At 72.9% G+C, this 26,726-nt stretch carries 22 protein-coding genes; 15 read left to right on the forward strand and 7 right to left on the reverse strand.

What is annotated here, in order from left to right; translation table 11 throughout:
* Window positions 1-250 precede the first annotated feature (250 nt).
* The 3 genes from AB0F01_RS15100 to AB0F01_RS15110 all read right to left on the reverse strand — a co-directional run bounded on the left by AB0F01_RS15100 (window position 251) and on the right by AB0F01_RS15110 (window position 3,944).
* Window positions 251-637 (reverse strand): VOC family protein, encoded by a 387-nt coding sequence (locus AB0F01_RS15100; RefSeq protein ID WP_362094661.1) that lies wholly within the window; start codon window positions 635-637, stop codon window positions 251-253.
* 210 nt (window positions 638-847) lie between these two features.
* Window positions 848-3,289 (reverse strand): MFS transporter, encoded by a 2,442-nt coding sequence (locus AB0F01_RS15105; RefSeq protein WP_362094664.1) that lies wholly within the window; start codon window positions 3,287-3,289, stop codon window positions 848-850.
* Window positions 3,290-3,500: 211 nt separating this feature from the next.
* Window positions 3,501-3,944: an SRPBCC family protein gene (locus AB0F01_RS15110; RefSeq protein ID WP_362094667.1), complete on the reverse strand. Its 444-nt coding sequence runs from the start codon at window positions 3,942-3,944 to the stop codon at window positions 3,501-3,503.
* A 172-nt stretch (window positions 3,945-4,116) separates the two neighbouring features.
* On the opposite strand from AB0F01_RS15110, the gene AB0F01_RS15115 reads away from it, so the two are divergent.
* Entirely contained in the window at window positions 4,117-5,178 is a 1,062-nt protein-coding gene (locus tag AB0F01_RS15115; protein ID WP_362094670.1) for an Rv2578c family radical SAM protein, read from the forward strand.
* A 251-nt stretch (window positions 5,179-5,429) separates the two neighbouring features.
* Complete coding sequence (locus AB0F01_RS15120) at window positions 5,430-7,025, forward strand: alpha/beta hydrolase (RefSeq protein ID WP_362094673.1); 1,596 nt, start codon at window positions 5,430-5,432, stop codon at window positions 7,023-7,025.
* 119 nt (window positions 7,026-7,144) lie between these two features.
* Here the strand turns inward: AB0F01_RS15120 and AB0F01_RS15125 are convergent, their stop codons facing one another.
* Window positions 7,145-7,750: an adenylosuccinate lyase gene (locus tag AB0F01_RS15125; RefSeq protein WP_362094675.1), complete on the reverse strand. Its 606-nt coding sequence runs from the start codon at window positions 7,748-7,750 to the stop codon at window positions 7,145-7,147.
* Window positions 7,751-8,134: 384 nt separating this feature from the next.
* Here AB0F01_RS15125 and AB0F01_RS15130 point away from each other — a divergent pair, with 384 nt between their 5' ends.
* From AB0F01_RS15130 to pssA, 9 genes are all read left to right on the forward strand, one after another.
* Window positions 8,135-9,940: a 3-hydroxybutyryl-CoA dehydrogenase gene (locus tag AB0F01_RS15130; protein WP_362094677.1), complete on the forward strand. Its 1,806-nt coding sequence runs from the start codon at window positions 8,135-8,137 to the stop codon at window positions 9,938-9,940.
* Window positions 9,941-10,085: 145 nt separating this feature from the next.
* The gene (locus AB0F01_RS15135; protein ID WP_362094680.1) at window positions 10,086-10,919 is read left to right on the forward strand and encodes a TetR family transcriptional regulator; all 834 of its coding nucleotides are present in this window, start codon (window positions 10,086-10,088) and stop codon (window positions 10,917-10,919) included.
* Window positions 10,920-11,659: 740 nt separating this feature from the next.
* Window positions 11,660-13,003, forward strand: coding sequence for a crotonyl-CoA carboxylase/reductase (gene ccrA / locus AB0F01_RS15140; RefSeq protein WP_362094682.1), 1,344 nt, complete (start codon window positions 11,660-11,662; stop codon window positions 13,001-13,003).
* A gap of 8 nt (window positions 13,004-13,011) precedes the next feature.
* The gene (locus tag AB0F01_RS15145) at window positions 13,012-15,060 is read left to right on the forward strand and encodes a protein meaA (protein WP_362094685.1); all 2,049 of its coding nucleotides are present in this window, start codon (window positions 13,012-13,014) and stop codon (window positions 15,058-15,060) included.
* Complete coding sequence (locus AB0F01_RS15150) at window positions 15,057-16,019, forward strand: CoA ester lyase (RefSeq protein ID WP_362094687.1); 963 nt, start codon at window positions 15,057-15,059, stop codon at window positions 16,017-16,019. The genes AB0F01_RS15145 and AB0F01_RS15150 overlap by 4 nt, the downstream gene beginning before the upstream one ends.
* Window positions 16,020-16,024: 5 nt before the next feature.
* Window positions 16,025-16,537 (forward strand): MaoC family dehydratase, encoded by a 513-nt coding sequence (locus AB0F01_RS15155; protein ID WP_362094690.1) that lies wholly within the window; start codon window positions 16,025-16,027, stop codon window positions 16,535-16,537.
* Window positions 16,538-16,540: 3 nt separating this feature from the next.
* Entirely contained in the window at window positions 16,541-17,746 is a 1,206-nt protein-coding gene (locus AB0F01_RS15160; RefSeq protein WP_192231521.1) for an acyl-CoA dehydrogenase family protein, read from the forward strand.
* A 171-nt stretch (window positions 17,747-17,917) separates the two neighbouring features.
* On the forward strand, window positions 17,918-18,574 hold the full coding sequence (locus AB0F01_RS15165) for a phosphatidylserine decarboxylase (protein ID WP_362094693.1): 657 nt from the start codon (window positions 17,918-17,920) through the stop codon (window positions 18,572-18,574).
* A gap of 22 nt (window positions 18,575-18,596) precedes the next feature.
* Window positions 18,597-19,415 (forward strand): CDP-diacylglycerol--serine O-phosphatidyltransferase, encoded by an 819-nt coding sequence (gene pssA / locus AB0F01_RS15170; protein WP_164337458.1) that lies wholly within the window; start codon window positions 18,597-18,599, stop codon window positions 19,413-19,415.
* 437 nt (window positions 19,416-19,852) lie between these two features.
* Here pssA and AB0F01_RS15175 read toward each other — a convergent pair whose 3' ends face one another.
* Window positions 19,853-21,028 (reverse strand): glycerate kinase, encoded by a 1,176-nt coding sequence (locus tag AB0F01_RS15175; RefSeq protein ID WP_362094696.1) that lies wholly within the window; start codon window positions 21,026-21,028, stop codon window positions 19,853-19,855.
* A 162-nt stretch (window positions 21,029-21,190) separates the two neighbouring features.
* On the opposite strand from AB0F01_RS15175, the gene AB0F01_RS15180 reads away from it, so the two are divergent.
* The 4 genes from AB0F01_RS15180 to AB0F01_RS15195 all read left to right on the forward strand — a co-directional run bounded on the left by AB0F01_RS15180 (window position 21,191) and on the right by AB0F01_RS15195 (window position 24,476).
* Complete coding sequence (locus tag AB0F01_RS15180) at window positions 21,191-22,276, forward strand: ADP-ribosylglycohydrolase family protein (RefSeq protein WP_362094699.1); 1,086 nt, start codon at window positions 21,191-21,193, stop codon at window positions 22,274-22,276.
* A 97-nt stretch (window positions 22,277-22,373) separates the two neighbouring features.
* Window positions 22,374-23,024 (forward strand): NAD(P)-binding domain-containing protein, encoded by a 651-nt coding sequence (locus AB0F01_RS15185; RefSeq protein WP_362094702.1) that lies wholly within the window; start codon window positions 22,374-22,376, stop codon window positions 23,022-23,024.
* A 134-nt stretch (window positions 23,025-23,158) separates the two neighbouring features.
* Window positions 23,159-23,662: an NUDIX hydrolase gene (locus AB0F01_RS15190; protein WP_362094705.1), complete on the forward strand. Its 504-nt coding sequence runs from the start codon at window positions 23,159-23,161 to the stop codon at window positions 23,660-23,662.
* Window positions 23,663-23,732: 70 nt separating this feature from the next.
* Complete coding sequence (locus tag AB0F01_RS15195; RefSeq protein WP_362094708.1) at window positions 23,733-24,476, forward strand: Sir2 family NAD-dependent protein deacetylase; 744 nt, start codon at window positions 23,733-23,735, stop codon at window positions 24,474-24,476.
* 24 nt (window positions 24,477-24,500) lie between these two features.
* Here the strand turns inward: AB0F01_RS15195 and AB0F01_RS15200 are convergent, their stop codons facing one another.
* Together AB0F01_RS15200 and AB0F01_RS15205 are read right to left on the reverse strand one after the other, a co-directional pair.
* Window positions 24,501-24,986, reverse strand: a complete 486-nt coding sequence (locus tag AB0F01_RS15200) for a methylated-DNA--[protein]-cysteine S-methyltransferase (RefSeq protein ID WP_362095243.1) — start codon at window positions 24,984-24,986, stop codon at window positions 24,501-24,503.
* A gap of 85 nt (window positions 24,987-25,071) precedes the next feature.
* Window positions 25,072-26,541 (reverse strand): AlkA N-terminal domain-containing protein, encoded by a 1,470-nt coding sequence (locus tag AB0F01_RS15205; RefSeq protein WP_362095246.1) that lies wholly within the window; start codon window positions 26,539-26,541, stop codon window positions 25,072-25,074.
* Between the last annotated feature and the right edge of the window lie 185 nt (window positions 26,542-26,726).

Consider the following 26,726-nt stretch of genomic DNA (forward strand, 5'->3'; position numbering starts at 1 on the left):
GCCAGGCCTGTGGAAAACTCTCACCGCACCGGCCCCGCGGGGCGCGCCGCGCCCCGCCGGGACGGCCCGGAGCGTCGTCGCGGGGGCGCCAGGCGAGCAGGGGGACAACCGGGAACGCCAGCCGGCCGGAGGTGCACGGACACTCCCTGTGGCGGGCGGCCCGCGCGCCCCCGGCACCCGTGCGGGCCTGCGCCCGGGACGGTCGTGGGCCGCCCGCACCCGCTTCCGGCCGCGGGAGGGCCGGGCGGCGTCAGGGCGTTTCGGCGACGGCCCGGTCGGACTCGCCGCGCAGCACGCAGAACTCGTTGCCCTCGGGATCCGCGAGGACCGCCCAGCCGGTGCCGTCGGGGGCGCGGTGATCGGCGACCAGGGTGGCGCCGAGGCCCAGGAGCCGTTCCACCTCCCGGTCGCGTGACGTCCGGGGGCGCAGACAGAGATGGACCCGGTTCTTGACCGTCTTGGGCTCAGGCACCTGCTGGAAGTACAGCACCGTGCCCTCCGCAAGCCGCACCTGCACCTCGGGATCGCCCGGCCGGTCCTGCGGGTCGACCGGGCGGCCGGTGACCCCGCTCCAGAAGCGGGCCAGTCCGTAGGCGTCCGCACAGTCGATCGCCACGTTCTGCAATGTAGAAACCATGCCGGAGAGCCTGCCCGACGCGCGCGGCCCGGAAGCCGACGATCACCGCACGGACCGCGCGCGGGCGGTCCGGGGCCCGACGCACGGCACATCCCCGGCCCGGGCACCGGGGCACCGCGGCACCGCGGCACCGCGGCACCGCGGCACCGGGGCACCGGGGCACGGCAGATCCGGCGCCGGGCCGGCCCGCCGCGCCCCCGGCGGGCTGCCTCAGTCCTCGTGTCCGAGCTGGAGGTTGCGTTCGGTGCGGCCACCTCCGGCCATCTGCAGCACGGTGGCCACCGGCGGGTACCCGGCGGCGATCACGGTGTACTCGCCGGAGGACAGGTCGACGAAGCGGAAGATCCCGTCGGCGCCGGTGGTGAGGGTGTCCACGACGTTGCCCGCCGCGTCCAGCAGGGTCACCCGGGCGTCCTCCACGGCACGCCCCCCGCTCCCCCGGACGGTGCCGCGCAGCACGGCTCCCCCGGCGAGTTCGACGTCCTGCCGGGTCTCGCGCGCCGCCTGGACGGTGACCGGGAGGGCGGCTGGCCGGAAGGCGGGCGCGCTGGCGGCGAGGGTGTACTCCCCGGCGACCAGCTCGGTGATGACGTAGCCGCCCTCGCGGCCGCTGCGGGTGGTGGCCACGACCTCGCCGTGGACGTTGGTGAGCGTGACGGCGGCGTCGCGGACCGGGGTGCCGTCGGCGGTGACGACGGAACCGGCGAGGCGGCCCGCGCCGCCGAGGACCACGTCCAGTTCGACCGGGCGTTCGCCGACGGTGACCGAGACGGCCTGCGGCTGGTGGCCGCCCGCGGCGGCGATCAGCACGTACGAGCCCGAGCCCGGGGTGGCCAGGGCGTAGCGCCCGTCGTCACCGCTGGCGCCGCGCCCGATCTGCCGTCCGCCGACGTCGATCAGGGTGAGCGCGGCCCGCGGCACGACCGTGCCGTCGGGATGCTGGACGGTGCCGCACACCGGGACACCCCCGGCGTGCGGCGGCCGGACGGCGGCGGTGTGCGCCGCGCCCGCGGTGTGGAGGCGGGCCTGGGGGACGGAGCCGGGGGAGTAGGACGCGTCCGGGGCCGGGGCCGCGGTGGGGGCGTTGTGGGACACCAGGGGTTTCTCCTTGAGGAAGAAGGCGAGCAGCAGGCCGAGGACGAGGACCGGCACCAGGTAGAGGAAGATGCGCGGCATGGCGTCGGCGTAGGCCTGGACGTAGGCGTCGCGCAGGGCGGGCGGCAGCGCGTGCACGGCCTGCGGGGTGAGGGACTCGGCGTCGGGCAGGGCGCCTCCGGCGCCGGACGCGGGCAGGCGGTCGGCCAGGGCGTCGGTGAGCCGGGAGGCGAAGAGGGTGCCGAAGACGGCGGCGCCGACGCTGCCGCCGATCTGGCGGAAGTAGTTGTTGGCGCTGGTGGCGGTGCCGAGGTCGGCGGGGCGCACGGAGTTCTGGACGGCCAGGACCAGAACCGGCATGACCATGCCGATGCCGGCGCCGAGGACGGCCATCCAGATGCTGTAGTGGAGCCGGGGCGTGCCGGTCTCCAGGCGGGACAGCAGCGCCATGCCGACGACCGAGAGCGCGCACCCGATGATCGGGTGCGACCGGTATCGGCCGGACCGGCTGATGACCTGACCGGAGATGACCGAGGCGCCGACGATTCCGGCCATCATGGGCAGCATCAGCAGCCCGGACTCGGTGGCCGTGGCCCCGTCGACCATCTGAAGGTAGGTCGGCAGGTAGCTGGCGGCGCCGAAGAGGGCCACGCCGATCACCAGGCCGACCAGACCGGTGATGTTGAAGACCGGGTCCCGGAACAGCCGGAGCGGGATGAGGGGTTCGGCGGCGAAGCGTTCGGCGACGAGGAAGAGGACGGTGGCCGCGAGGGCGCCCGCGCCGAGGCCGAGGATGACGCGCGAGTCCCACGCGTACTCGGTGCCGCCCCAACTGGTCAGCAGCACCAGGCAGGTGGAGGCGGCGGCCAGCAGGAGCGTGCCGAGGACGTCGAGGCGGGGGCGGGCGGCAGGCCGGGGCAGCTTCAGCACCAGGGCGACCACGATCAGGGTGACGATCCCGAACGGCACGTTGATGTAGAAGCACCAGCGCCACGACAGGTGGTCGGTGAAGTACCCGCCGAGCAGCGGCCCCGCGACGGAGGCGAGACCGAAGGCGGCGCCGATCAGGCCCATGAAGCGGCCCCGTTGCCGCGCCGGGACGATGTCCGCGATGATCGCCTGGACACCGATCATCAGTCCGCCCGCGCCGACCCCCTGCACCGCGCGGTAGGCGATCAGCTGGTCCATGGTCTGGGCCCGGCCGGCCAGTGCGGAGCCGACGACGAAGACCACGATGGCGAACTGGAAGACGCCCTTGCGGCCGAGCAGGTCGCCGAGCTTGCCGTAGACGGGCAGCCCGACGGTGGAGGTGAGCAGGTAGGCGGTGATCGCCCAGGACATGCGGTCCAGGCCGTGCAGGTCGCCGACGATCCGGGGCAGCGCGGTGGCGACGATCATCTGCTCGAGGGCGGCCAGCAGCAGCGCCAGCATGAGCGCGACGAAGACCAGGCGCACCCGGCGCGGGCTCAGCCCGGGGCCGCCGGACGCCGCGGGCGGGTCCGGGGCCGGCGGGGCCGCGACCGCCGGTTCGTCCTTCGTCAGAGTGGTCCCGCCCACGTCCCGCTCCCCTCGTCGCCCTGCCGCACCATTCCCGCGTAAAAGCGACAACTACGAGCAAGCACGGCGAGTTACGGCGTACGGAGAGGTCGGCCGGAGATCACCCGAACCGGTGAGGGCGGCCTGGCGCGGAGCGCCGGCCGCCCTCATCATGTCCCCACGTGGAACGGCCCCTTGAGCGGGGGACGCCCGAAGTCCGCGACGGACGGGGTTACTTCTGGACCTCGGCGGCCAGCCTGGCGAGCAGGGCGTCGTAGATGCGGCCCAGCCCCTTGGGGGCGAAGGTCTTCTCGAAGAAGCCGCCGATCCCTCCGGCACCCTGCCAGGTGGTGGTCACGACGACGCGCGAGCGACCCTCGCCGGCCGGGGTGACGCGCCAGACGGTGACCATGGAGGAGTTGCGGTCCTTCTCCACCAGCTCGCCGTCGCTGGGCTCGGTCACCTCCAGGAGGCAGTCCCGCACGCGCTTGCTGGTGGCCTGGAGCTTCCAGTGGACGAGGGTGCCCTCGCCGTCGCCGCCCTCCCGGACCTCGTACTCGCTGAACTGCTCGGGCAGCACCTTGGCCCGGGTGCCGCTGTAGTCGGCGAGGGCGTCGAACACCGTCTCCGCGTCCGCCGCGACGATCCGCTCCGTAGTGGCCTCGACCTGCGCCATGGCTTTCCTCCAGGACCTGGTGTGTCGGGGGTCCGGCCAAGCCAACCACCCCCGCGCCCGGCCGCCCAAATCGGGAGTCCACAACTGATCGGAAGCGTGATCGAACCTGTCACCCGCACGATCAAGGGAACACTTGTTCTATTCTGTGGTCCTGCACTACCGAGGAGGCGTCATGCGCTGGGAGAACCTCTCGACCGGGGACGGCCACAGCCGGGCCGACGCCGCGCTGTTCGGCGCGGACGCCGTCACCACCCGCACCGTCGACACGCCCGAGTTCCGCGGGATCACCTTCCACGAGATCCGCGCGCGCTCGATCGTCAACCGGGTGCCGGGCGCCTCCCGCATGCCGTTCGAATGGACCGTGAACCCCTATCGCGGCTGCTCGCACGCCTGCGTGTACTGCTTCGCCCGCAAGACCCACGGCTACCTGGACCTCGACTCCGGCCTGGACTTCGACACCCAGATCGTGGTCAAGGTGAACGCCCCCGAACTGCTGCGCCACCGGCTCGCCTCCGCCCGCTGGCAGGGCGAGCACATCGCCATGGGCACCAACGTCGACTGCTACCAGCGCGCCGAGGGCCGCTACCGCCTGATGCCGGGCATCATCACCGCCCTGCGGGACCACGCCAACCCCTTCTCGATCCTGACCAAGGGCACGCTGATCCTGCGCGACCTGGAACTGCTCAAGCAGGCGTCCGAGGTGACCGACGTCGGCATCTCGGTCTCCGTGGGCTTCGTCGACGAGTCGCTGTGGCGCACCGTGGAGCCCGGCACCCCCGCCCCCGAGCGGCGCCTCGACGTCGTCCGCACGCTGACCGACCACGGCATCGGCTGCGGGGTGCTGATGGCCCCGGTCATCCCGTTCCTCGGCGACCGCCCGGACCAACTGCGCGCGACGGTACGGGCCATCGCGGCCTCGGGCGCCACGTCCGTCACCCCGCTCGTGCTGCACCTGCGCCCCGGGGCGCGCGAGTGGTTCATGTCCTGGCTCGCCCGGCACCACCCGCACCTGGTGAACCGCTACGAACGGCTGTACGCGGAGGGCGCCTACGCACCGAAGTGGTACCAGCGCCGCATCACCCGCCAGGTGCACGAGCTGGCCCGCGCCCACGGCATCGGCCCCGCGGCACCCGGCCTGCCCCGCCGGATCCGCCCGGCCGCCGGCACGGCCACGGGGCCCGTGGAGTCCGTGGAGTCCGCACCCCCGGAGCCGACTCAGCTGACGCTGCTGTAGACGCGAGGGGGTCGACAGGGCCGAGGAGGTCCAAGGCGCGCGGGAGGCTCCGGCGCGGGCGCCCGTTTCCCTAGAGGGTCGCCGCGCCGGCGCTCGGACGCACCACCGCGTTGCGCACGTCGGAGCGCATCCGACGACCCGTTCGGGTCACGTACCGGCGGAGCGCGTTGGTCCGGGGCCCGGCTGCCGGGACGATCCGTCGAGGGCCGTGCGCCGTGCGGTCCGCCGACCCTCCGTCCCGGGAGCACCTCATGAGGAAGCGCGCAGCCGTGCTGTGCGGCGCCGCCGCCGTCGTGGCCGGCAGCCTGACGGCCCTGCCCGCCTCGGCCGGCACTCCGTCGGCCGCCGCATCCGCCCCCGCCGCGGCCCCCGCCGCCGCGCCCGCCTGGGAGAAGTGCCCCACCGAGCACTACCCGACCCTGCAGTGCGCGAGCGTCGAGGTGCCGCTGGACCACGCCGATCCCGGCGGGCGCACGATCACGCTCGCGCTGTCCCGGGTCCCGCACACCGCCCCGACGTACCAGGGCCCGCTGCTGGTCAACCCGGGCGGTCCCGGCGGCAGCGGGCGGACGCTCGCCGGGTTCGTCGCCGCCTCGCTGCCGCGGGAGGTGGCGGCGCAGTACGACGTCATCGGCTTCGACCCGCGCGGGGTGGGGGCGAGCCGCCCCGCGCTGGACTGCGCGCCGGACCACTTCGACCCGGTGCGGCCGGACTCCGTGCCCACCGGTGAGGCGATGGAGGAGGCCAACCTGGCCCGGGTGAAGTCCTTCGCCGACGCCTGCCGGGCCAAGTACGCCGATCTGCTGCCGTTCATCGACACCACCAGCGCCGCGCGCGACCTGGACGTGATCCGGGAGTCGCTCGGGGCCGAGCGGATCAGCTACTTCGGCTACTCCTACGGCACGTACCTGGGCGCGGTGTACGCGAAGCTGTTCCCGGAGCGGGTGCGGCGCCTGGTGCTGGACTCGGTGGTCGACCCCGACGCGGTCTGGTACGAGGCCAACCTGCGTCAGAACCGGGCCTTCGACGCCCGGCACCGGGCCCTGATGGCCTGGATCGCCGAGCACGACGCGACGTACGGGCTGGGCACCGACCCGGAGCGGGTCGAGGCCCGCTGGTACGCGATGCGGGCGGCGCTGGCCGAGGACCCGGCCGGGGGCAGGGTCGGCGCGGCGGAGCTGGAGGACACCTTCATCCCGGGCGGCTACTACAACGGGTACTGGCCGCATCTCGCCGAGGCGTTCGCGGCGTACGCGAACGACGGCGACACCGGCCCGCTGCTCACCGCGTACGAGAACCTCGGCGCCGCCGAGCCCGGCGCGGGCAACGGCTACAGCGTCTACACGGCGGTCGAGTGCCGGGACGCGTCCTGGCCGCGGGACTGGCGGCAGTGGCGCAAGGACAACGCGGCGGTGCACGCCGAGGCGCCGTTCATGACCTGGAACAACGCCTGGTACAACGCACCGTGCGCGTTCTGGCCGACGCGGTCGCTGCGCCCGGTCTCCGTCGCCAACGGCCTGATCCCGCCCGCGCTGCTCTTCCAGGCGACCGACGACGCGGCGACCCCCTACCGGGGGGCCGTCACGGTCCACCGCCTGCTGGCGCGCTCCGGCCTGGTCGTCGAGCAGGGGGGCGGCAACCACGGCGTCACGCTGAGCGGGAACGACTGCCTGGACCGGCACCTGGCGGCCTACCTGGCCGACGGGACGGTGCCGCGCGGCGGCGGCGCGGGCGTGGCCGACGCGGTGTGCGAGGCGCTGCCGGACCCGGAGCCGCCGACGTCGAAGGCCGTCCCGGCCACGGCCCGCGGCACCGTCCTGCACGGCCTGCTCGGCTCCCGCGGCTGACCGCACCACCGGCACAGCACGGCCGGGTACGGCCGGGCACGGTGGTAACAGCCGGGCATGGTGGTGACGGCCGGGCACGGCGGCGACGGCCGGGCACGACGGTGACGGCCCGTCATGCCCTACCGCTGCCCCGGGATCCGCCCCCGCGCGCCCCCCTGGCGCGGGATGCGGGCCAGGGCCCGGCTCGCGGCCTCCGTCAGCGCCGGGTGGGCCAGGGCCTCGGTCAGCACGGGCTCCGCGCGGGGGTCGCCGAGTTCGCCCAGTCCCTCCACACAGGCGAGCGCGACCCGATGGTGGGGGTCGTGGGGGCCGAGGCGGCGGCGGAGGGTGGTGATGAGGGCGGGGACCGCCTCGGGGGCGCGCAGCGCGGTCAGCAGGCGGACCGGGTGCAGGGCGTAGGCGACGCGGAGTTCGTTGGTGGCGAGCGCCGCGGCGGCGCGGGCGGTGCGGGGGTCGCCGAGCCGGGCGAGGGCGAGGGCGGCCGCGGCGCAGCGCGGCGGGTCACGGTGGTTCAGGAGCAGCACCAGGGCCTCGAAGGCGCGGGGGTCGCCGGCCAGGCCGAGCCGGACGGCGGCCAGTTCGCGGGCCCACAGCGGCTGTCCGGGTGCGGTGAGGACGTCGGCGAGGGTGTCGGGGTCCTCCGTCGCCACGAGGTCGTCGAAGGCCGCCGATCCGCCGGCCTCGGTCCGTAAGCGCTGCGTGAGCTGCCGCCACTCCTCGTCCATGTCCCGAGGTTAGGCGCGCGCCGGGGCGTCCGGGACCCACATCACAAAGTCGGGGACTGGCGCGCTCGTTACCGGCCGGTTAAGCTCAGACGAGCGAGTTACCCACTCGCAGACCCTCCTCGTGGTGGTTTGGTGACGCAGCCGCCGCGAGTCGCAGTCGGTTCGGTACGCGATGTACCGCAGTACGGCCCGGCCCCGGGACAGGGCCGGCCGGATCCGCCGCGGGGCGGGGGCGTGTGCACGCCCTTCCCCACCGGCACCGGGCGTGTGCGCTTTGCAGCCCGGCACCACCACCCGCACTCCGCACGCAGGCCCGGTGCGTCCCACGACGGGGCGCACCCGGGCGGCGTTTCCCGTCGTCACCCTCATTCCTGGAGTCCCGCGATGGCCACTCCCCTGTCCCACACCCCTCCCTCCGCCCTGCGGACCGTCGCCGTCGTCGGCCTCGGCACGATGGGCACCGGCATCACCGAGGTCCTGGCCCGGGCCGGCCGCGAGGTCGTCGGCATCGACGTCAGCGAGTCCCAGGCCGCCCAGTGCCTCGCCGCCCTGGAGGCCTCCACCACCCGTGCCGTGCAGCGCGGCCGGCTGACCGGTGAGGAGCGCACCGCCCTGCTCTCCCGGGTGCGCGTCTCCACCGACCTGGCTCTGGCGGCCGACGCCGACCTGGTCATCGAGGTGGTGCCGGAGTCGTACGAGGTCAAGCAGCAGGTGTTCCGCGAACTCGACGCCGTCGTGCGGCCCGAGGCGATCCTGGCGACCGGCACCAACGCGCTGTCCGTGACCCGGCTCGCCGCGGAGTCGGCGCGGCCGGAGCGCGTGCTGGGGCTGCACTTCTTCAACCCGGCGCCGGCCATGAAGCTGGTCGAGGTGGTCTCCTCGGTGCTGACCGCCCCGGGAGCCGTGTCCGCGGTCACCGATCTCGCCCTCGACCTGGGCAAGGAGCCCGTCGCGGTCGGCGACCGGCCCGGGTTCGTCGCCGACGGCCTGCTGTTCGGCTACCTCAACCAGGCCGCGGCGATGTACGAGTCGAACTACGCCTCCCGCGAGGACATCGACGCCGCGATGCGGCTGGGCTGCGGTCTGCCCATGGGTCCGCTGGCGCTGCTGGACCTGATCGGCGTCGACACCGCCCGCACCGTCCTGGAGGCGATGTACTCCGCGTCGCAGGACCGGCTGCACGCACCCGCCCCGATCCTGCGGCAGCTCAGCGAGGCGGGCCTGACGGGCCGCAAGGCGGGCCGCGGCTTCTACACCTACGAGGCGCCGGGCAGCGGCACGGTCGTGCCGGACGCGCTCACCCCGCGCGAGGACGGCGCCGGCACCGGCGGCCGGACGGTCCGCTCGGTGGGTGTCGCGGGCTCGGGCACCATGGCCTCCGGCATCGCCGAGGTGTTCGCCAAGGGCGGTTACGACGTGGTCCTCGCCGCCCGCAGCGAGGAGAAGGCGCAGGCCGCCAAGGCCCGGATCGGCAAGTCCCTGGCCCGCTCGGTCGACAGGGGCCGGATGACCGCCGAGGCCGCCGCCGAGGCGCTGGAGCGCATCACCCCGACCGGCACCTACGACGACTTCGCCGACGTCGACCTGGCGCTGGAGGCGGTCGCCGAGGACCTGGAGGTCAAGCGGCAGCTGTTCACCGCGCTGGACAAGGTCTGCAAGCCGGGCGCGGTGCTCGCCACGACCACCTCCTCGCTGCCGGTCATCGCCTGCGCGCGGGCCACCTCGCGCCCGCAGGACGTGATCGGGATGCACTTCTTCAACCCGGCGCCCGCCATGAAGCTGGTCGAGGTCGTGCGGACCGTGCTGACCGCCGACGACGTGCACGCCACCGTGCGCGAGGTGTGCGGGACGATCCGCAAGCACGCCGTCGACTGCGGCGACCGGGCCGGGTTCATCGTGAACGCGCTGCTGTTCCCGTACCTGAACAACGCGATCAAGATGGTCGAGGAGCACTACGCGTCGCTCGACGACATCGACACCGCGATGAAGCTGGGCGGCGGCTACCCGATGGGCCCGTTCGAACTGCTGGACGTGGTGGGACTGGACGTCTCGCTGGCGATCGAGAAGGTGCTGCACCGCGAGTTCCGCGACCCGGGTCTGGCCCCGGCGCCGCTGTTGGAGCACCTGGTGGCCGCGGGCTGCCTCGGCCGCAAGACCGGCCGTGGCTTCCGCGAATATGCCAAGCGCTGAGCATCGCCCCGGCGACCGGCCGCCGGCCGGGGCGGAATGGGGCGGGCTGCTCGATCCCGACCGGTTCCCACCGTCCGCGAACGGCACGTCTCCCCCGCCCGAGGAGGGCGGGGGAGCCCCCGGCCACGCGCACCGAGCTGCGCACATGCAGTACGTTCGGGGCATGTCCCAGCCCGCCAAGTCCGTACGTCCATCCGCCACGACCGAGGCGCCGGAGAGCACAGCAGGGTCCCGTGCCGCAGCCCAGCGGCTGAAAATGCGCCGGGAACTGGCGGCCGCAGCGATGGAGCTGTTCGCGTCCAAGGGGTACGAGGCGACCACCGTCGACGAGATCGCGGCCGCGGCCGGGGTCGCGCGCCGCACCTTCTTCCGGCACTTCCGGTCCAAGGAGGAGGCGATCTTCCCGGACCACGACGACACCCTGGTCCGCGCCGAGGCGGTACTCAACGCCGCCCCGGCGCACGAGCATCCGCTCGACACGGTGTGCCGCGGCATCAAAGAGGTCATGAAGATGTACGCGGCGCATCCGGAGATCTCGGTCGCCCGCTACCAGCTCACGCGTGAGGTGCCCACCCTGCGCGAGGCGGAGATCGCGTCGGTGGCCCGTTACGAGCGCCTCTTCACCCGCTACCTGCTCGGTCACTTCGACGAGCACGCGCACCACGACGCGGGCAACGACGACCCGCTGCTGGCGGAGGTCGCCGCGTCCGCCGTGGTGACCGCCCACAACCACGTGCTGCGGCGCTGGCTGCGGGCCGGCGGCCGGGGCGACGTGGAGTCCCAGCTCGACCACGCCTTCGCCATCGTCCGCAGGACCTTCGGCAGCGGCATCATGGCGGGCCGCGGGCGCACCTCTCCGCAGCCGCGGCCGGCGGCGCCGGCCGTGGACCAGGGCGAGGTGCTGGTCACGGTCACGCGGACCGACGCCCCGCTGGACGAGGTCATGCGGACCATCGAGCAGGCCCTCAAGGAGCGGTGACGCGGGCCCTTCCCGGGCACCACGGGGGCCGCCGGGCGGCGCCCCGGGCGGAGAGCGGCGCGAGGGCGGCTCTGGACGGCCCGGAGGGGCCCGGAGCAGCAAGAGGCCGGAGGCCCCGGACTCCGAAGGAGCCCGGAGTCCGAGGGGGCCCGGAGCCCGAGAAGGCCCGGAGCCCGGAGAGCCCCGAAGTGGCCCGAAGTGGCCCGGAGGGAACCGGCGTCCGCAGAGGCTCGGAGCGGCACCGGAACGGCGCTGCCAAGGGCGCGGCGAAGGGGCTGCGAGAGGGGCTGCGCACGCCCCGGGATGGCCCCGGGCGAGCGGCCGGCGCGGTGCGGCGCCTGTGATGACGGCCACCCCACGGGGTGGCCGTTTTGGCATGTCAGAGGCCGTTTTCTGCCCGCTCGCGGACCGCATTCGATCGATCATCGCTCATTTGTCACGTAAAGATTTCATCTGAGAGCAAGTTCTGGCACTCGGTGCCTTGCCGGATGACACGGCGTGCCATACGTTGAAGGAAGTCCGGGCGGCCGGCGCGCAGAGACCGATCGCGCGCCGGCTGTCCCAGCAAGCCGGTCCCCCGGCCTGCCCGCCCGGACGCCTGCGTCACAGGCACCTCCCGCGCCACCAGCGCTGCCGCAGCACCACCGCCGAACCGACGGCACACCCTCGAAACCCCAGCAGCACACCGACGTAACCCTCAGCGCCCCTCCCTCAGGGCGCTCACCGCCGGAGGCAACACCGTGACCGTCAAGGACATCCTGGCCGCGATCCAGTCGCCCGACTCCACGTCGGAGGACTTCGCCGCCCTGCCGCTGCCCGAGTCGTACCGTGCGATCACCGTGCACAAGGACGAGACGGAGATGTTCGCGGGCCTCGAGACCCGTGACAAGGACCCGCGCAAGTCGATCCACCTCGACGACGTGCCGCTGCCCGAACTCGGCCCGGGCGAGGCCCTGGTGGCCGTCATGGCCTCCTCGGTCAACTACAACTCGGTGTGGACCTCGATCTTCGAGCCGCTGCCGACCTTCGGCTTCCTGGAGCGCTACGGCCGGCTCAGCGAGCTGACCAAGCGCCACGACCTGCCGTACCACATCATCGGTTCCGACCTCGCCGGCGTCGTGCTGCGCACCGGTCCCGGCGTCAACGCCTGGCGGCCCGGTGACGAGGTCGTCGCCCACTGCCTGTCCGTCGAGCTGGAGTCGTCCGACGGCCACAACGACACCATGCTCGACCCCGAGCAGCGCATCTGGGGCTTCGAGACCAACTTCGGCGGCCTCGCCGAGATCGCCCTGGTCAAGTCCAACCAGCTGATGCCCAAGCCGGACCACCTCACCTGGGAGGAGGCCGCCGCGCCGGGCCTGGTCAACTCCACCGCCTACCGGCAGCTGGTGTCCCGCAACGGCGCCGGCATGAAGCAGGGCGACAACGTCCTGATCTGGGGCGCCAGCGGCGGACTCGGCTCGTACGCCACGCAGTTCGCGCTGGCCGGCGGCGCCACCCCGATCTGCGTCGTCTCCAGCGACCAGAAGGCGGACATCTGCCGGAAGATGGGCGCCGAGGCGATCATCGACCGCAACGCCGAGGGCTACAGGTTCTGGAAGGACGAGAACACCCAGGACCCCAAGGAGTGGAAGCGCTTCGGCAAGCGCATCCGCGAACTCACCGGCGGCGAGGACATCGACATCGTCTTCGAGCACCCCGGCCGCGAGACCTTCGGCGCCTCCGTCTTCGTCACCCGCAAGGGCGGCACCATCACCACCTGCGCCTCCACCTCGGGCTACATGCACGAGTACGACAACCGCTACCTGTGGATGTCGCTGAAGCGCATCATCGGCTCGCACTTCGCGAACTACCGCGAGGCGTGGGAGGCCAACCGCCTGATCGCCAAGGGCAAGATCCACCCCACCCTCTCGAAGACCTACAGCCTGGAGGACACCGGGCAGGCCGCCTACGACGTCCACCGCAACCTGCACCAGGGCAAGGTCGGCGTGCTGTGCATGGCGCCCGAGGAGGGCCTGGGCGTGCGCGACCACGCCAAGCGGGCGCAGCACATCGACGCCATCAACCGCTTCCGGAACATCTGAGGTCGGACATGACAGAGCGTCAGGCGCCGCAGGCGCCCAGGGAACGGGACCGGCCGTGGCTCATGCGGACGTACGCCGGCCACTCCACCGCCGAGGCGTCCAACGAGCTGTACCGGCGCAACCTCGCCAAGGGGCAGACGGGTCTGTCGGTCGCCTTCGACCTGCCGACCCAGACCGGCTACGACCCCGACCACGTCCTCGCCCGCGGCGAGGTCGGCCGGGTCGGGGTGCCGGTCTCCCACCTCGGTGACATGCGCCGGCTGTTCCAGGACATCCCCCTGGAGCAGATGAACACCTCGATGACGATCAACGCCACCGCCATGTGGCTGCTGGCGCTCTACCAGGTCGTCGCCGAGGAGCAGGGCGCGGACATCACCAGGCTCCAGGGCACGACGCAGAACGACATCGTCAAGGAGTACCTGTCCCGCGGCACCCACGTGTTCCCGCCCGGGCCGAGCCTGCGCCTGACGACGGACATGATCGCGTACACGGTCTCCCACATCCCGAAGTGGAACCCGATCAACATCTGCAGCTACCACCTGCAGGAGGCCGGGGCCACGCCGGTGCAGGAGATCGCGTACGCGATGTCCACCGCGGTCGCCGTGCTCGACGCGGTCCGCGACAGCGGCCAGGTGCCGCAGGAGCGCATGGGCGACGTGGTCGGCCGCATCTCCTTCTTCGTCAACGCGGGCGTCCGCTTCGTCGAGGAGATGTGCAAGATGCGCGCCTTCGGCCGCATCTGGGACCAGGTCACCCGCGAGCGGTACGGCATCGAGAACCCCAAGCACCGCCGCTTCCGCTACGGCGTCCAGGTCAACTCCCTCGGACTGACCGAGGCGCAGCCGGAGAACAACGTCCAGCGGATCGTGCTGGAGATGCTGGCCGTCACCCTCTCCAAGGACGCCCGCGCCCGCGCCGTGCAGCTGCCCGCCTGGAACGAGGCGCTGGGCCTGCCCCGCCCCTGGGACCAGCAGTGGTCGCTGCGCATCCAGCAGGTCCTCGCCTACGAGAGCGACCTGCTGGAGTACGACGACCTCTTCGAGGGCTCGAAGGTCGTCGAGGCCAAGGTCGCGCAGCTGGTCGAGGACTCCCTCGCCGAGATGGAACGCATCGAGGAGATGGGCGGCGCGATGGCCGCCGTCGAGTCCGGCTACCTGAAGTCGCAGCTCGTCGCCTCGCACGCCGCGCGCCGCGCCCGGATCGAGTCCGGCGAGGAGAAGATCGTCGGTGTGAACGCCTTCGAGGGCACCGAGCCCAACCCGCTGACCGCCGATCTGGACACCGCGATCCAGACGGTGGACCCCGCGGTCGAGGCCCGGGTCGTCGCCGCCCTCCAGGAGTGGCGCGACACCCGCTACCAGCCGCCGTTCAACCACCCGCGCCCCTGCAAGGCGCTGGAGCGGCTGAAGGAGGCCGCCAAGGGCACCGACAACCTCATGGAGGCCACCCTGGAGTGCGCCCGGGCCGGCGTGACCACCGGCGAGTGGGCGGGGGCCCTGCGCGAGGTGTTCGGCGAGTTCCGCGCGCCGACCGGCGTGTCGTCCGCGCCGCTCGCGGTGACCGCCGAGGAGGGCACCGCGCTCGGCCGGGTCCGCCGCAAGGTGGAGCTGACGGCCAAGGACCTGGGCGTGGGCAAGCTGCGCTTCCTGGTCGGCAAGCCGGGCCTGGACGGTCACTCCAACGGCGCCGAGCAGATCGCCGTGCGGGCCCGCGACGCCGGGTTCGAGGTGGTCTACCAGGGCATCCGGCTCACCCCGGAGCAGATCGTGGACGCCGCCCTCGCGGAGGACGTGCACGCCGTCGGCCTGTCCATCCTCTCCGGCTCGCACGCCCAGCTGGTGCCGGACGTGCTGGAGCGGCTCCGTGTGGCCGGTGCCACAGATATACCGGTGATCGCCGGTGGCATCATCCCCACCGGAGACGCCGAGGCGCTGCGGGCCGCGGGAGTGGCCGCGGTCTTCACCCCGAAGGACTTCGACATCACCGGGATCATCGGCCGCATCGTCGACGAGATCCGTACCGCGAACAAGCTCGACCCCCTGGAGGTCCCCGCATGACGACCGTCAACCGCCTTCGCCCCCGCCGCTCCTGTCTGGCGGTCCCGGGAAGCAACCCGCGCTTCCTGGAGAAGGCCCAGGGCCTCCCCGCCGACCAGGTCTTCCTCGACCTGGAGGACGCGTGCGCGCCGCTGGCCAAGCCCGAGGCGCGGCACACGATCGTGAAGTTCCTCAACGAGGGCGACTGGACCGGCAAGACGCGCGTGGTCCGGGTCAACGACTGGACCACGGAGTGGACCTACCGCGACGTGGTGACCGTGGTCGAGGGCGCCGGCCCGAACCTCGACTGCATCATGCTGCCGAAGGTGCAGGACGCGCAGCAGGTCGTCGCCCTGGACCTGCTGCTGACGCAGATCGAGAAGACGATGGGCTTCGAGGTCGGCCGGATCGGCATCGAGGCGCAGATCGAGAACGCGCAGGGCCTGAACAACGTCAACGAGATCGCGCAGGCCTCCCCGCGCGTCGAGACCATCATCTTCGGCCCGGCCGACTTCATGGCGTCCATCAACATGAAGTCGCTGGTCGTGGGCGAGCAGCCGCCCGGCTACCCGGCGGACGCCTACCACTACATCCTGATGAAGATCCTGATGGCCGCCCGCGCCAACAACCTCCAGGCGATCGACGGCCCCTACCTGCAGATCCGCAACGTCGACGGCTTCCGCGCGGTCGCCGACCGGGCCGCCGCCCTCGGCTTCGACGGCAAGTGGGTGCTGCACCCGGGTCAGGTGGACGCGGCCAACGAGGTGTTCTCCCCCTCGCAGGAGGACTTCGACCACGCCGAGCTGATCCTGGACGCGTACGACTACTACACCTCCGAGGCGGGTGGCAAGAAGGGCTCGGCGATGCTCGGCGACGAGATGATCGACGAGGCCAGCCGCAAGATGGCCCTGGTCATCTCCGGCAAGGGGCGCGCCGCCGGCATGCAGCGCACCAGCACGTTCGAGATCCCGGAGGGCTGAGCGCCATGCAGTTCGGACGCACCTACGAGGAGTTCGAGGTCGGGGCGACGTACAAGCACTGGCCCGGCAAGACGGTCACCGAGTACGACGACCACCTGTTCTGCCTCCTCACGATGAACCACCACCCCCTCCACATGGACACCAACTATGCGGAGAAGACGACGGACTTCGGCAAGAACGTCGTCGTCGGGAACTACATCTACTCGCTGCTGCTCGGCATGTCCGTGCCGGACATCTCCGGCAAGGCCATCGCCAACCTGGAGATCGAGTCGCTGCGGCACGTGGCGCCGACCTTCCACGGGGACACGATCTACGGCCAGACGACCGTGCTCGACAAGTGGCCGTCGAAGTCGAAGAACGACCGCGGGATCGTGTACGTCGAGACCAAGGGCTACAAGCAGGACGGCACGCTGGTCTGCGTGTTCCGCCGCAAGGTGATGGTGCCGACCGAGACGTACATCAAGGAGCGCGGCGGCGAGCAGCCCGGCCGCCCGGAACTCAGGGAGCAGGAGAAGTAGGCCATGGCCCGTCTCGCCCAGACCGCCGGTCTGACCGACGTCCAGCAGGAGATCCTGTCCACCGTCCGCGACTTCGTGGACAAGGAGATCATCCCGGTCGCCACCGAGCTGGAGCACCGCGACGAGTATCCGCAGCAGATCGTCGACGGGCTCAAGGAATTGGGTCTGTTCGGTCTGATGATCCCCGAGGAGTACGGGGGTCTGGGCGAGTCGCTCCTCACCTACGCGCTGTGCGTGGAGGAGATCGCCCGCGGCTGGATGTCGGTGTCCGGCATCATCAACACCCACTTCATCGTGGCGTACATGCTCAAGCAGCACGGCACGCAGGAGCAGAAGGACCACTTCCTGCCCCGGATGGCGGCCGGCGACATCCGCGGCGCCTTCTCCATGTCGGAGCCGGGCCTCGGCTCGGACGTGTCGGCGATCACCTCCAAGGCGGTGAAGGACGGCGAGGAGTACGTCCTGAACGGCCAGAAGATGTGGCTGACGAACGGCGGAACCTCGTCGCTGGTGGCCGTTCTGGTCCGGAGTGACGAAGGACACCCCGAGGGTACGGCGCCCCACAGGTCGATGACCACGTTCCTGGTCGAGAAGGAGCCGGGCTTCGGCGAGGTACGTCCCGGCCTCACCATCCCCGGCAAGATCGACAAGATGGGCTACAAGGGCGTCGACACGACCGAGCTCATCATGGACGGCCTGCGGGTTCCCGCCGATCGGGTGCTCGGCGGGGTCACCGGCCGAGGTTTTTACCAAATGATGGACGGCGTCGAGGTCGGCCGCGTCAACGTCGCCGCGCGTGGCTGCGGCGTCGCTCAGCGTGCCTTCGAGCTGGGCGTCCAGTACGCCCAGCAGCGCCACACGTTCGGCAAGCCGATCGCCCAGCACCAGGCCATCCAGTTCAAGCTGGCGGAGATGGCTACCAAGGTGGAGGCGGCGCATGCGATGATGGTGAACGCAGCGCGCAAAAAGGACTCCGGGGAACGAAACGACCTTGAAGCAGGGATGGCGAAGTACCTCGCCTCCGAGTACTGCAAGGAGGTCGTGGAGGACGCCTTCCGGATCCACGGCGGCTACGGCTTCTCCAAGGAGTACGAGATCGAGCGCCTCTACCGTGAGGCGCCGATGCTGCTGATCGGTGAGGGGACGGCCGAGATCCAGAAAATGATCATCGGTCGGCGACTGCTCGAAGAGTATCGATTCCAGGGCTGACTTGTCCGGATACGGGGTGTTTTCTTGGAGTACAGGATCACACCCCGTCAGCACTCCTCGGCCGTCGACTCGGTTGCCTGCCTTACCCAGTTGTCGCCCGGAGCCGCTACGATCGCCGGAAAGCCGCCGTCCCCCGTCAGTGCGCGGCACGATCCGCTACGAAGGTCATCCATGCCCCACAGCCAAACCTCTGCACCCCGCGACAGCCGCACCGGCGTACGCCTCGCGCGCGGAGCCTCGCCGTGGCTTCTGCCGACCGTGGCCACGGCGGCCGTCAGCCTGCTGCGTGCCCGCCGCTCGGGTGCCGCGAAGGCCGTAGCCGTCCCCGCCACCGCCCTGGCCGCGGGGATGCTGTGGTTCTTCCGCGACCCCGAGCGCGAGATCACCCGCGGCCGGGTCATCTCGCCCGCCGACGGAGTGGTGCAGAGCATCATGCCGTGGAAGGACGGCCGCACGCGCGTCGCGATCTTCATGAGCCCGCTCAACGTCCACGTCAACCGTGCGCCGCTGGACGGCACCGTGACGTCGGTCGAGCACGTCCCCGGCGGCTTCGTTCCCGCCTTCAACAAGGAGAGCGAGAACAACGAGCGCGTCGTCTGGCACTTCGACACCGAACTCGGTGACATCGAGATGATCCAGATCGCCGGCGCCGTCGCCCGCCGCATCGTCCCCTACGTGCCGCAGGGCACCAAGGTCGAGCAGGGCGACCGGATCGGTCTCATCCGCTTCGGCTCGCGTGTCGACCTCTACCTGCCCGAGGGCGTGGAGGTCGCGGTCGAGGTCGGTCAGAAGACCGTGGCTGGGGTGACTCGCATTGACCGTGATTGATCCCGACACACAGGCCGGGTGGGTGCCCGAGGCCGACCAGGACGAGGACGAGGAGGAGATGCCGCTCTCGCTCCGCCTGTCGATAGCGGACACCCTCACCCTGGGCAACGCCACCTGCGGCTTCATGGCGGTGTACTTCACCACCACCGGCATCCTGATCCCGCACCTCACGGGCAGCCAGGAGACCGGCATGGCCCGCCACAGCGCGGCCACCGCCGTCATCCTGATGCTGTGCGCGGCGGTCTTCGACCTCTTCGACGGCCTGGTCGCGCGCAAGCTCCGGTCCTCGCCGATGGGCGCGGAGCTGGACAACCTCTCCGACCTCATCAGCTTCGGCCTGGCGCCGGCGTACTTCGTCCTCGTCTACGGCATGGTCGCCGACGACGCGCACCAGAGAGTGGCGGCGGTCGGGGCGATCGTGGTGCTGCTGGCGGTGGTGCTGCGGCTCGCGAGGTTCTCCTGCGTCACGGTCAAGGACGGCACCTTCCAGGGCATGCCCTCGCCGTTCGGTGCGCTGACCGTCGTCTCGATCGTGCTGCTCGAGCTGCCGTTCGTGGCGACGCTGCTGGCGATCCTGGGCACCGCCTGGCTGATGGTGAGCCGGGTCGAGTACCCGAAGCCGCGGGGCCGCCTCGCCGTGGCCATGCTGTCGTGGATCGTCCTGTCGATGGGCCTGCTGGCGGCCTGGGCGTTCGACGCGCCGAGCGGCCAGCTGCTGCTGCAGACGGGGTGCGCGCTGCAGCTGGTGATGGGCGCGGTCATCCCGCTGTTCGCCACGGCACGCCGGGTGAACAACTTCCGCGACAACCGGCGGGAGGCGCGGGCGGCACAGATGCCGTAGCGCTGCGCTCGGCCGGAGCGGCCGGCCTGGGTTGGCCGGTATGGCTGTGTGGGCCCCCCGGACCCTTTGGGTTCGGGGGGCCTTTGCTGTGCTTGCCCGCGCGCGGCGGGGCGGGGCGGTTCTCCGACGGTTCCGGGTGGGCCGGGGCGGGGCGTGCTGCCGGTCGAGTCGGGGGTGGGCAGGGCCGCCCCCGAGGCCGCGGGGGCCGAGGGCGGGCCGGGGCCGGAAGGGTGGGATGCCCTGGGGCCCCGGGCGGGCGGGGGGCTGGAGGGCTGGATGCCCTGGGTCCCGGACGGCGGAGGCCGGGTGTGGGCGCCCTTCCGGGGGCGAAGACCCTGAGACGGCCGGTCCGGGCGTCGCGTCCCTCGGCCCGGCTCAGCGCCCGGTCGGGCGCACCCCGTCCCGGTCCCCCGCCCCTCCCCGTCCCGTGGCCGGACTCAGGTCAGGAAGTCGCGGGCGATGCGGGCCGCCGTGCGTTCCAGGATGGGGCCCGCCTCCGCGACGCACCGGGTGACGTCCGGCTCCAGGTCCGTCAGCGCGTACGCCCGGCGGATGCCCGCGCGCCCCAGCTCCTCCGGGGGCAGCGACAGCCTGCCGCACACCGCGACGACCTCCCGGTCCGCGACGCGGGCTGCCGCGGCGACGCCGGCCGGGGCCTTGCCGTGCAGGGTCTGCTGGTCGAGGGACCCCTCCCCCGTGATCACCAGATCGGCCCGCTCCAGCGCCGACACGAAGCCGAGGACGTCCAGCATGACCTCGATGCCCGGCCGGAACCGGGCACCCAGGAGCATCGCGCCGAAGCCGATGCCGCCCGCCGCGCCCGCGCCCGGCGAGGCGGCGTACTCGGTGGCGCGGGCGCCGACCGCACCCTCCAGGACCTTCGCGAAGTGCCCGAGGGCGGCGTCCAGCCGCTCCACGTCCTCCGGTGAGGCGCCCTTCTGCGGTCCGTAGACCGCGGGAGCGCCCTTCGGGCCGGTCAGCGGGTTGTCGACGTCGCTGGCGAGGACCAGCTCGACGTCGCCCAGCCGCGGGTCGAGGCCGGACAGGTCGGCCGACGCCAGCTCGGCCAGTCCGCCTCCGCCGGGTGCCACCGGCTCGCCGTCGGCCTTCAGGAAGCGGGCGCCGAGCGCGGCCAGCATGCCGGCCCCGCCGTCGGTGGTGGCGCTGCCGCCCACCCCGAACACGATCGTGCGGGCGCCCGCGTCCAGCGCGGCCCGCAGCAGTTCGCCGGAGCCGTACGTCGACGCGGTGAGCGGCGCGAAGGTGTCCTGCGGGAGCCGCTGGAGTCCGCTGGCTTCGGCCATCTCCACCACGGCCGTGTCGCCGCGCAGCGCGAACGCCGCGGTCACCGCCTCGTCGAGCGGCCCCCGGACCCGTACCTCGCGCCGGTCGAATCCGGCCGCGACCGCCGCGGCCACGGTGCCGTCGCCGCCGTCGGCCACCGGAAGGGCCTCGACCTCCAGTCCCGGCGCGATGCTGCGCAGCCCGGCCGTCACACGGTCGGCGACCTCCACGGCCGTCAGCGAGCCCTTGAACTTGTCCGCGGCGACGAGCACCCGTCGGATCGACCGTGCCGACCGGGTGCTGCCCACTGCAGTGTCCGCCACTTGCATCCCCTCGCTGTCCGGGTCCCGCACATCCGTCCGGGACCAGTCGCGCCGTTGCGACCTTAACCGGCGGGTGTGTCCCCCGTCATGCGCTGCCCAGCCGGTGGAACGGCCGCGACCCGCGTGGTGACGGGGGCGGGCGGAGCGGGATTCGGGTAGACCGGACCCATGACCGCAGTGGGTACGGACGTGGACACGGACTCGGGGCTGGCCGATCGCGTTCTCGGGGGCTGGCTGGGCCGGATCGCCGGCAATATGCTCGGCAAACCGGTCGAGCAGGGCGAGGTGTGGACGCGGGACCGCATCGACCGGTACCTGCGCTCGGCGGGCGCGCTGCCGCTCACCGACTACCTGCCCGAGCCGCCCGGCGAGAGCGAGGCCGCCCTGCTGCGGCCCGAGTGGCGGGCCTGCGTGCGCGGCCGGGTGCAGGGCAGCTGCCGGGACGACGACGTCGACTACGCGATCCTCGGCCTGCACCTGCTGGAGACGCACGGCTTCGCCTTCACCACGGAGCAGGTCGGCGACCTGTGGCTGCTGCGGCTGCCGTACCTCCAGACGTTCACGGCGGAGCGGGCGGCGTACCGGAACCTGGCGAACGGGCTGAAGCCGCCGCTGACGGCCACGTACGACAACCCGTACCAGGAGTGGATCGGCGCCCTCATCCGCGCCGACATCCACGGCTGGACCTCCCCCGGCGCCCCCCGTCGCGCCGCCGCACTGGCCCGCCGCGACGCGGTGCTGTCGCACACCGGCAACGGGGTGTACGGCGCGATGTGGGCGGCGGCGCTGATCGCGGCGGCGTTCACGGCGGAGACGGTGCGCGAGGCGCTGGAGGCGTCGCTGACCGTGATCCCGGCGAGCAGCCGCCTGGCCCGCACGGTGCGCCGCGCGGCCTCCCTGCACGAGACGGGCCTGGCCTGGGAGGACACCCTCGCCACGCTGGAACGGGAGACGGCCGGCCTGGGCTGGATCCACACGGTGCCGAACGCGGCCGTCCTCACCACCGGCCTGCTGTACGGGGACGGCGACTTCACCCGCACCCTCGCCCTCACCGTCCGCGGCGGCCTCGACACCGACTCCAACGGCGCGACGGCGGGCTCGGTGGCCGGCGTCCTGTGCGGCGCGGCGGCCGTCCCGGACCAGTGGAAGGATCCGCTCCAGGACACGGTGCGCAGCGCCGTCTTCGGGTTCGACGGGGTGCGGATCAGCGAACTGGCGGAACGGACGCTGCGGCTGGCGCGGACGGAGGTCTGACGCGCCGTTCCGACGCCGGTCCTAGGACGGACGGGGGAGAACGACCCTGCCTCCCGCCGGAGGCACCGGCTATGTGTCGCGCCCTACTGTCGGTGCCATGAAGATCACGATTCTCGGTACGGGAACGGTGGGCCGGACCCTGGCCACGGCCTGGGCGCGCTCGGGACACGCGGTCGTGCTCGGCTCACGGCGGCCGGGCGAGGCGCCCTCGCGGACGGAGCTGTCCGCCGCACTGGCCGCGGGGGTGGAGGTCACGGACCCGGAAGCCGCTGTCGCGGACGCGGACGTGGTGGTGAACGCGACGCCGGGCACCGTCTCGGTCTCCGCGCTCGCCGCGGTCGGCACGGCCGCTCTGGAGGGGAAGGTGCTGCTCGACGTGGGGGTCGGCTTCGACGAGGAGGGCGGACTGTCGCATCCCCGGGAGAGCCTCGGCGAGGAGATCCAGCGGACGTTCCCCGGGACGCGCGTGGTCAAGACGCTCGTCACCGTCGACCGGGAACTGATGGTGGAGCCGGGCTCTCTGGAGGGTCCGAGCACCGTCTTCCTCTCCGGTGAGGACGCGGACGCCAAGCACACGGTCCTGGGGCTCCTGGCCGACCTCGGCTGGCCGAAGGACTCCGTGCTCGACCTGGGGGGCATCTCCACCGCGCGGGGACAGGAGCACTACGCGCTGCTGTTCATGGGCATCGCCGAGGCCATCGGCTCCTACGGTTTCGGGATCCGGGTGGTGCCGCCGGCCGGGGCCTGACAGGTCGCGTCCCGTGCTCCCGGCGCGTGCGCCGCCATGTGCCGGTCATGGGACCGGCGTGTGCTGCCGTGCGCCGGGACCGGGGCTTCCGGTTGTGCGGAATGCGGGTCGGCCGGCTGGTTACCCTTCCCCGCATGACCACCACGCAGGACGTCCAGGACTTCGCCTCCTACATCGCCTCCCTCCCCCGTGTGCTCGCCGGAGCCGGTGCGCTCTTCCGGGACGGGGCGGGGCGGGTGCTGCTCGTGGAGCCGAACTACCGGGAGGGCTGGGCGCTGCCCGGCGGCACCATCGAGTCCGACGAAGGGGAGACGCCCCGCGAGGGCGCGCGGCGGGAGACGGCCGAGGAGATCGGGCTGGACCGGGAGCTGGGGCGGCTGCTGGCGGTGGACTATGTGCGGGGTGCGGGGCGGCCGCCGCTGGTGGCGTACCTGTACGACGGCGGGGTGCTCGGTGAGCAGGAGCTGGGGGCGATCCGGTTGCAGGAGGAGGAGCTGCTGTCCTGGCGCCTGGTGCCCCGCGCGGAGCTGACCTCGTACCTGCCGGGCGCGCTGGGCCGCCGGGTGCTGGCCGCGCTGGACGTCGTGGACGAGGGCTCGGGCACCGCGGAGCTGGAGGACGGCCACCGCGTGCGGTGAGCGGGAGGAGCGGGCCGGCCTGCGGATATGCGGTGGCCCGAGCGGGGCCCCGCCGCCTACCCTCGGCCGCATGAGCAAGCCTCTCGTCGCCCTCCTCACCGGTGCCGGCATCAGCACCGACTCCGGCATCCCGGACTACCGCGGGCCGAACGGTGTCTGGCGCCGCGACCCCGAGGCCGAGAAGCTCGTGACGTACGAGTACTACATGGGCGACCCGGACATCCGGCGCCGGTCCTGGCAGCTGCGCCGGGAGAACGGCGCGCTGACCGCCGAGCCGAACGCCGCGCACCGTGCCGTGGCCGAGCTGGAGCGGTCCGGGACGGCGGCGGTGCGGGTGATCACGCAGAACGTGGACGGTCTGCACCAGCTCGCCGGGACGCCCGCCCGCAAGGTCCTGGAGCTGCACGGCACGGTCCGCGAGGTGGTGTGCACCGACTGCTCCGTACGGGGCTCGATGGCCGACGCGCTGGCGCGGGTCGAGGCCGGCGAGCCCGATCCGCCGTGCGAGGTGTGCGGCGGGATCCTCAAGTCCGCGACCGTGATGTTCGGCGAGCCGCTCGACCCCGCCGTACTGTCCGACGCTCTGGCGATCGCCAAGGCCTGCTCGGTGTTCCTCGCCGTCGGCACGAGCCTCCAGGTCCAGCCCGCCGCCGGTCTCGCCGGCGTCGCGGCCGACCACGGGGCCCGGCTGGTCATCGTCAACGCGGAACCCACCCCGTACGACGAGATCGCCGACGAGGTCGTCCGCGAGCCCATCGGCACGGCGCTGCCGGCGCTGCTGCGCCGGATCGGCGGCGAGGACGAGCCCCGCTGACACCGGCGGCAGCGGCCCCGCCGGTCAGAACAGGCCCGCGCCCCGTTCGAAGTCCAGCAGGCGCTGCTTGCGCTCCAGGCCGCCGCCGTAGCCGGTGAGGCTGCCGGAGGCGCCGATGACGCGGTGGCAGGGGATGACGATGCCGATGGGGTTGCGGCCGTTGGCGAGGCCGACGGCGCGGGACGCCTTGGGGCTGCCGAGGGCTTCGGCGAGCCGGCCGTAGGAACGGGTCTCGCCGTAGGGGATGCGCCGCAGCTCGTCCCAGACGCGGCGCTGGAACGGGGTGCCGTGCGGGCGCAGCGGAAGGGTGAACTCCTTCAGCTCGCCCGCGAAGTACGCCGCCAGCTGCTCCCGCGCCTCGGCGAAGGGGGCGTCGTCGCGGTCGCCGAAGGTCTCCTCGGCCGGGCGGTGGCGCTGCTCGGTCATGTAGAGGCCGCACAGGACGCCGTCGTGGTCGGCGACGAGGGTCAGCGGGCCGTAGGGGCTGTCGATCACGGTGTGCTGCTTCATGGGCTTCTCTTCTCCAGTGCTCATGCCGGGCTCATGCGGCTCGTCCGGCTCGTCGGCTCATGTGACTCGTCCGGCTCATGCGGGCTCATGCCGGGAGGACGTTGATCGGGTGGCTGTCCGTCGCCCACAGGTACTGGACCGCGTAGGCCCGCCAGGGCCGCCAGGCCGCCGCGCGGGCGGTGAGGGCGGCCGGTGTGGAGGGCAGGCCCAGGTCGCGGGCGGCGCGGCGGATGCCGAGGTCGGTGGGCAGGAAGGCGTCGGGGTCGCCGAGGGCGCGCATGGCGATGACGTCGGCGGTCCACGGGCCGAAGCCGGGCAGGGCGAGGAGCCGGGCGCGGGTCTCGGACCAGTCGCTGTCCACGCCCAGGGGGAGGTCCCCGTCCGCGAGGGCGCCGACCAGGGTGGTCAGGGTGGTGCGGCGGGCGCGGGGCAGGGCCAGGGTGCCGGGGTCGAGCGCGGCCAGGGCGTCCGGTGTCGGGAAGAGGTGGGTGAGGCCGCCCTCGGGGTCGTGGACCGGATCGCCGTGGGCGGTGACCAGGCGGGCGGCGTGGGTGCGGGCGGCGGCCGTGGAGACCTGCTGGCCGAGGACGGCGCGGATCGCGAACTCCGCCGCGTCGACCGTGCGCGGCACCCGGCGGCCGGGGGCCATGTCGACGAGGGGTGCCAGGACGGGGTCCGTGCGCAGGTGACCGTCCACGGCGACGGGGTCGGCGTCCAGGTCGAGCAGGCGGCGGCAGCGGCTGATGGCGACGGGCAGGTCGCGCAGGTCGCTGAGGGTGAGACGGCAGGCGATGTGGCCGGGGCGCGGGGCGAGGGCGACGATGCCGTGCCCGTACGGCAGGCGCAGGGTGCGGCGATAGGCGCCGTCCCTCCATTCCTCCACGCCCGGTACGGCGGTCGCCGCGAGGTGGCCGAAGAGGTTGTCGGGGTGGAGCGGGGCCCGGAACGGCAACCGCAGCGACAGCGCGCCGGCGGTGTGGCGGGCGTCCTCTCGGGGCGCCCGGGCGCGCAGACCGCTCGGCGGGAGCGCGAAGACCTCGCGCACCGTGTCGTTGAAGGTGCGCACGGACGAGAACCCGGCGGCGAAGGCGATCTCCGCCATCGGCAGCGCCGTGGTCTCGATGAGCAGGCGGGCCGTCTGGGCGCGCTGGGCCCGGGCGAGCGCCAGGGGGCCCGCGCCGAGTTCGGCGAGCAGCTGGCGCTCGACCTGCCGGGTGCTGTAGCCCAGCCGGGCGGCGAGCCCGGGCACGCCTTCGCGGTCCACCACCCCGTCGGCGATCAGCCGCATCGCGCGGGCGACCGCGTCGGCCCGGTGGTTCCACTCCGGGGAGCCGGGGCTGGTGTCGGGGCGGCAGCGCTTGCAGGCGCGGAAGCCTGCCTGCTGGCAGGCCGCCGCGCTGGGGTGGAAGACCATGTTCCCGGCCTTCGGCGGCACCACCGGGCAGCTGGGCCGGCAGTAGATGCCGGTGGTCACGACGGCGGTGTAGAACCAGCCGTCGAACCGCGCGTCCTTGGACCGCACGGCGCGCACGCAGCGCTCGGTGTCGGTGTGCATGGCCTTCCGCATGCCTCAAGGATCCGGCATGGGGCGGCCCGGTTCCGGCGGAAATCCGACATGGACGTCGGCGGTCCTGCGCCGGGGCGGATCGCCTGCCGGACCGTCTCACCGGTGTCGGTGCCCACTGGTCCCCGCCAGACGCCCCCACCACATGCTGGCCACCACTCGTCCGCGTCCGGCCG

Origin of the sequence: Streptomyces sp. NPDC029526, assembly GCF_040637405.1 — a bacterium.
GTDB lineage: Bacteria > Actinomycetota > Actinomycetes > Streptomycetales > Streptomycetaceae > Streptomyces.